At 69.3% G+C, this 6052-nt stretch carries 8 protein-coding genes; 6 read left to right on the forward strand and 2 right to left on the reverse strand.

Going from position 1 to position 6052, the window contains the following annotated elements; all coding sequences use genetic code 11:
* Positions 1–498 (reverse strand): hypothetical protein (locus QH290_RS30805; RefSeq protein WP_280386709.1); only part of this gene is annotated, 498 nt, incomplete at its 3' end.
* Between the two features lie 326 nt (positions 499–824).
* On the opposite strand from QH290_RS30805, the gene rpmE reads away from it, so the two are divergent.
* From rpmE to prmC, 3 genes are all read left to right on the forward strand, one after another.
* On the forward strand, positions 825–1055 hold the full coding sequence (gene rpmE / locus QH290_RS30810; protein WP_280261578.1) for a 50S ribosomal protein L31: 231 nt from the start codon (positions 825–827) through the stop codon (positions 1053–1055).
* A gap of 81 nt (positions 1056–1136) precedes the next feature.
* Positions 1137–2258: a peptide chain release factor 1 gene (prfA, locus tag QH290_RS30815; RefSeq protein WP_280386711.1), complete on the forward strand. Its 1122-nt coding sequence runs from the start codon at positions 1137–1139 to the stop codon at positions 2256–2258.
* Positions 2259–2269: 11 nt separating this feature from the next.
* A complete protein-coding gene (gene prmC / locus QH290_RS30820; protein WP_280386713.1) occupies positions 2270–3148 on the forward strand; it encodes a peptide chain release factor N(5)-glutamine methyltransferase in 879 nt (292 codons plus the stop codon).
* A gap of 21 nt (positions 3149–3169) precedes the next feature.
* Here prmC and QH290_RS30825 read toward each other — a convergent pair whose 3' ends face one another.
* The gene (locus tag QH290_RS30825; protein WP_280386715.1) at positions 3170–3622 is read right to left on the reverse strand and encodes a nuclear transport factor 2 family protein; all 453 of its coding nucleotides are present in this window, start codon (positions 3620–3622) and stop codon (positions 3170–3172) included.
* 113 nt (positions 3623–3735) lie between these two features.
* Here QH290_RS30825 and QH290_RS30830 point away from each other — a divergent pair, with 113 nt between their 5' ends.
* The 3 genes from QH290_RS30830 to QH290_RS30840 are packed head-to-tail and all read left to right on the forward strand — an operon-like array spanning position 3736 to position 6051.
* A complete protein-coding gene (locus tag QH290_RS30830; RefSeq protein ID WP_280386717.1) occupies positions 3736–4401 on the forward strand; it encodes an L-threonylcarbamoyladenylate synthase in 666 nt (221 codons plus the stop codon).
* Positions 4402–4412: 11 nt separating this feature from the next.
* The gene (locus tag QH290_RS30835) at positions 4413–5588 is read left to right on the forward strand and encodes an MraY family glycosyltransferase (protein ID WP_280386719.1); all 1176 of its coding nucleotides are present in this window, start codon (positions 4413–4415) and stop codon (positions 5586–5588) included.
* Positions 5572–6051 (forward strand): Cg1360 family ATP-synthase-associated protein, encoded by a 480-nt coding sequence (locus QH290_RS30840; protein ID WP_425301825.1) that lies wholly within the window; start codon positions 5572–5574, stop codon positions 6049–6051. Before QH290_RS30835 ends, QH290_RS30840 begins: the two co-directional genes overlap by 17 nt.
* Position 6052 lies beyond the last annotated feature (1 nt).

The following is a 6052-nucleotide window of genomic DNA, read 5'->3' on the forward strand; positions in this document are numbered from 1 at the left end:
CGGCAAACGCGATCGGTCCGGGCCCTCGCGGGCACCGGCGGCTGGACCGAACGCCGAGATCCGCAGCAGTCGCGGCCCCCCCCCCCGGGTGGACCGGGCCCGGGGGCCGTCCGAGCGCGCCCGCACCCCGGGCGGGGGCCCCCCCCCCGGGGGCGTTTTCGGGGACAACACCACGGCTCCGATGACGGCCGCGCCGAGGATCAGTAGCACCAGGATCAGCGCGGTGGCCGAGGTGATGCCGCCCGTGGGAACGGTGTGGGCGGTGTATTCGAGTTCGGGTGTGCCCGGTGGCGGCGCCGCCACGGGAGTGCCGCGGTCATCCGGTGCCGCGAGCCATCCGATTCCGGCCGTCAACGCCAGCGCGGCCAGTACCGCACCGGCCGCAGCGTGGGCCGCGTGCCTACCCCCCGGCAGCGCGCGGCGCCTCGAGCGCGTCGGGTCCCTGCCGGATGTCAGGGACCTGGACCTCGTCGCCCCCCGAGCGGCGTAGAGATTCACTGCTGTCCTCTCCTGTGATCGCACGGTTTCTCACCTGGCGATACTCTATGAACAACGGTGTTCGTGTTCCCGAGTAGTCGGCTACTCGACTTCAGGGTGCCTGGGGAGTCGTGAAGACGCGTGCCCGAAGTTTCTGGGGGGAAGGAGTTGGGGGCAAGGGGGGAACAAACCCGACCCGGAGTGCGTTTTGAGAGCGGGTCAGCGGTTCTGGCATACTGGATCGCTGGTGCGTCTGCCGACAGCAGGCAGACCATCCCGCCTAGTCGGTTCCGGTTCACGTCCCCGAATATCGAGGGCGACCCGGCGACCACATCGAAAGGACACCCATGAAGGCAGGAATCCACCCGGCATACGTGCCGACGACCGTCGTCTGCGGTTGCGGCAACACCTTCCAGACTCGCAGCACCAAGGAGTCGGGCCACATCAACGTCGAGGTCTGCTCCCAGTGCCACCCGTTCTACACGGGCAAGCAGAAGATCCTGGACACCGGCGGCCGCGTCGCCCGCTTCGAGGCCCGCTACGGCAAGCGCGCCAAGAAGACCGAAGACGCAAAATAGCTGCACCGCCGACGCCCGTCCTGCACCGCAGGCCGGGCGTCGACGCGTTTCGGGACCCTGGAACCTCGAGGAGTAGTAGCCATGGCCGATAAGACGGCCCCGTCCGCGATCGACGACATCCTGGCCGAGCATTCCGGTCTGGAGATGCAGTTGTCGGATCCGGCGCTGCACAACAACCCGGGCGAGGCCCGGCGCGTCGGTAAGCGGTTCGCCGAGCTCGCTCCGATCATGTCCACCTACACCAAGCTGCAGGCCGCGCGCGACGACCTGGCCGCGGCCCAGGAACTGGCCGCCGACGACGCCTCGTTCGCCGCGGAGGTGCCGAACCTGGAGCAGCAGGTGAGCGAGCTGGAGCAGACGCTCACCGATCTGCTCGCGCCGCGCGATCCGCACGACGCCGACGACGTGGTGCTCGAGGTGAAATCCGGCGAGGGCGGCGAGGAATCGGCGCTGTTCGCCTCCGACCTGGCCCGGATGTACATCCGCTACGCCGAGCGGCACGGCTGGAAGGTCGAGGTGCTCGACGCCAACGTCTCCGATCTGGGCGGGTACAAGGAGGCGACGCTGTCGATCAAGAGACGCGAGCACTGGGGGATGGCAGGAGGCGGAGCCGACGGGGCGGGTGAACACAGCCGGGACGGGGTGTGGTCGCGGCTGAAGTTCGAGGGCGGCGTGCACCGGGTGCAGCGCGTGCCGGTCACCGAATCGCAGGGGCGCATCCACACCTCGGCCGCGGGCGTGCTCATCTATCCCGAGCCGGACGAGGTCGAACAGGTGCAGATCGACGAATCGGATCTGCGCGTGGACGTCTACCGGTCCTCCGGCAAGGGTGGCCAGGGCGTCAACACCACCGACTCGGCGGTGCGCCTGACCCACCTGCCCACCGGCATCGTGGTGACCTGCCAGAACGAACGCTCGCAGCTGCAGAACAAGATCCGCGCCATGCAGGTCCTCGCGGCGCGGCTGCAGGCGCTGGCGGAGGAGCAGGCCGACGCGGAGGCGGCGGCCGGGCGGGCCAGCCAGATCCGCACGGTCGATCGGTCCGAACGCATTCGGACCTACAACTTCCCGGAGAACCGGATCACCGACCATCGCATCGGGTTCAAGGCCCACAATCTGGATTCGGTACTGGGAGGGGATCTGGACGCCCTCCTCGACGCACTGGGTGAAGCAGACCGCGCGGCCCGCCTCGCCGCCGAGTGAGCACCCACCGCGTGAGTCGGGTTCCGGTGCGGGGGGTGGTCTCGGAGGGGGTGCGGATGCTGCGGGAGGCGGGGGTCGGTAGCCCGGAGGTTGATGCGGAGACTTTGGCGGCGCATGTGCTCGGGGTGGAGCGGGGGCGGCTGGCGTTGGTTGCGATGGTGACGGCCGAGCAGGTGGGGGAGTTTCGGGAGCTGGTGGCGCGGCGGGCGGCACGGGTTCCGCTGCAACATCTCACGGGCACGGCGGCGATGGGGGAGATCGACCTGGCGGTCGGGCCGGGGGTGTTCGTGCCGCGGCCGGAGACCGAGCTGCTGTTCGCCTGGGCGCTGGCGCAACTGGAGGCGGCCGGGCACGAGCATCGGCCCGTCGTGGTCGATCTGTGCACCGGGTCGGGGGCGCTGGCGCTGGCCATCGCGCACGCCCGGCCGGATGTCGAGGTGCACGCGGTGGAACTCGATCCGGTCGCGCTGGGCTGGGCGCGGCGCAATGCCGACCGCTGCGCGGCCGACGGCGATACCCCGATCACCCTGCATTCCGGCGATGTCACCGCGCCGCGGATCCTGTCCGAACTCGACGGCCGGGTCGATGTCGTGGTCGCCAATCCTCCCTATGTGCCGGTCTCCGCGGAGCTGGATCCCGAAGTGCGTGACCACGATCCGCACCTGGCGTTGTTCGGCGGCGCCGACGGTCTGGACGTGATCCGCCCGATGGTCGCCACCATCGCCCGCCTGCTGCGCGCCGACGGCGTCGCGGCGGTCGAACACGACGACTCCAACGGCTCGCAGGTCGCGGAGCTGTTCCGGCGCGCGGGGTTCCTCGGCGTGGCCGAGCATCCGGACCTGGCGGGCAAGCCCCGCTTCGTCGCCGCTCGTCGCGTGCGTGCCGAGTAATCGGGGCGGCCGAGCCGACGATCATCTTCGTGGTCCTGGTGTAGCGACCTCGAGACGACAGATCTCGGCGATCGCGGCGGTATCCCAGTAGAACGGGCGTACCTCGGTGATCTGCCCGTCGATGATCTCGATGGTCTGCAGGATGGGAAACTCCAGCTCCCGGCCGGTCGCCCGGGCGCGGGCACGCACCCGCGTGAGCACGACGAGCGGGCTCACCTCGCTCAGAAACGACTGCTCCACCATGTCGAAGCGTTCCCACACCCCGCTCATCGCACGAAAGAACTGCTCCATCCCCGCATGCCCGCGCCAGATCCCGCCGTAGGGCAGCGCCGCGGCCTGGTGCAACACCACATCCGGCGCGAAGTACGGCGCCAGCGTCGCGAACCCCGGCCTTCCGGCCGCGAGATACTCCGCCTCGGCCCGGTACATCCCTTCGAGAACAGCAACAGCACTCGACGCAGAAGAAGTGGTCATGGCAACCACTATCGGTCCCCACGCCGCCCGCCGCTGGCGGAATTTCGTCCCCGCGATCGCCCAACCCCCCGCCGGGGGACGTGCGGTGAGACACGTTCAATAGACTCCCTGCCGTGAGTACCGTCTACGACTGCTCCGACCCCGACTCGCGGACCGCCGGCCTGACCGCCGCGCGGACGACCCTGAAATCCGGGCGGCTGGCCGTGATTCCGACCGACACGCTGTACGGCATCGCGGCCGACGCGTTCGACTCGGCCGCCGTCGAATCGCTGCTCGCGGCCAAGCGGCGCGGGCGCGATATGCCGGTGCCGGTGCTGGTGGGGTCCTGGAGCACCATCGACGGGCTCGTGTTCTCGGTGCAGTCGCAGGCCCGCGATCTGATCCGGGCGTTCTGGCCCGGCGGGCTGAGTCTCGTTGTGCAGCAGGCGCCCTCGCTGGCGTGGGATCTCGGCGACGCCCGCGGCACGGTCATGCTGCGCATGCCGCTGCATCCGGTGGCGCTGGAGTTGCTGCGTGAGGTGGGGCCGCTGGCGGTCTCCAGCGCCAACGTCTCGGGGCAGCCGCCCGCCACGACCGTCGACGAGGCGCGTGGCCAGCTGGGCGATCTGGTCGGGGTGTACCTCGACGGCGGCAAGGCCGAGCACAGCGTCGCCTCCACCATCGTCGACCTCACCGCCGATACGCCGCGCATCCTGCGCGAGGGTGCGGTGACCACGGCGCAGGTGGCCGAGGTACTGGGCATGTCGCCGGACGAGCTCGCCCCCGAAGCCGCGCGGTGACGGCCTGCTAGATGGGTTTCAGTCAGAGCGCGGTCGTTCCGCTGCGCGAGCTGCTGCTGGTGCTGCTCGTGTCGGCGGTGGTGACACTGCTGTCCACCGGCGGGATCCGGGTGCTGGCCATCGCCTTCGGTGCGGTGGCCGTGCCGCGCGAGCGGGACGTGCACTCCAAGCCGACCCCGCGGATGGGCGGCGTCGGCATGTACATCGGCGTCCTCGCCGCGGTGCTGTTCGCGCACCAATTGCCCGCGCTGCGACGGGGATTCGATTTCGTGCCCGATATTCCGGCGGTGCTGGTGGCCGCCACGCTGATCGTGCTGGTCGGCATCGTCGACGACCGGTGGGGTCTGGACGCGCTGACCAAATTCGTCGGGCAGATCACCGCGGCCGGGGTCATGGCGGTGATCGGCCTGAGCTGGGTGGTCATCTACAACCCGTTCAACCAGACCACGGTGGTGCTGGACACGCTGCAGGGCGGCCTGGTGACCGTCATCGTCACCATCACCATGATCAACGCGATGAATTTCGTCGACGGCATGGACGGGCTGGCCGCCGGACTCGGCCTGATCTGTGCGGGCGCGGTGTTCGTGTTCTCCATGGGGCTGCTCTACGCGCAGGGCGGCGATGTCAGCACCTATCCGCCCGCATTGCTCGCGGCCGCGCTGGCCGGTGCCTGTCTCGGTTTCCTGCCGCATAATTTCCAGCCCGCCCGGATATTCATGGGCGATTCCGGTTCCATGCTGATCGGATTGATGCTGGCGGCCATCTCCACCGGTGCCTCCGGCCGAATTCCGCTGAACGGATACGGCCCCCGCGATATCGTCGGTCTGCTTTCGCCGCTGCTGCTGGTGGGCGCCGTGATGTTCATTCCGGTATTGGATCTTGTGCTGGCAATCGTGCGGCGGGTGCGGGCGGGGGTCAGTTTCTCCACTCCGGACAAAATGCATCTGCATCACCGCCTGCTGCAGATCGGGCATTCGCAGCGCCGGGTCGTGCTGACGATTTATCTGTGGGTCGGGGTGCTGGCCTTCGGGGCGGTCGGCACGTCGCTGATGAATCGCCAGGTGGTGGTGCTGATGTTCGCGGCGGGGCTGGTGTTCGCGCTGGTCGTGACGGCGGTGCCGTCGCTGCGCGAGGCGGTCGGTCTGCGGCGGCGGGCGCCGCGCGGGCCGGATGCCGGCGCCGAGTAGAGTGGCCCGCGTGAGCACGGCATCCGAGTACCATCCCGACGCCCCGCTGCGCGCGGCACTGCGCTACGGCATCGCCGGATTGATCGTGCTGGTGGTGTTGTCCGCCGTGCTGGGGTCGATCTTCGCCGGGCTGCCCGGCCTGTGGGGCGCGCTGATCGGCTCGGCCATCGGCGGATTCTTCATTCTCACCACCGCCGCGCTGGTGCTGTTCAGCGCGAAATTGGAAACCGGCATCCAGGGCATGGTGATGCTCGCCAGCTGGGTGGGCAAGCTGCTGGTGGTCATGGTGGTGGTCGCGGTGCTGCAGCGATTCGACTTCTACAGCCCCGGCACCCTGTTCCTCACCGTCGTCGGTGCGCTGCTGATCGTGCTGGGCGCGGAAACGTACGGCCTTCTGCGGCAACGCGTTCCGGTGGTCGACACGCCGGAGGACCGCGCGGAGCAAGGCCGTTCAAATGTTTGAG

The sequence above is a fragment of the Nocardia wallacei genome (assembly GCF_029869545.1).
GTDB classification, from domain to species: Bacteria; Actinomycetota; Actinomycetes; order Mycobacteriales; family Mycobacteriaceae; genus Nocardia; species Nocardia wallacei_A.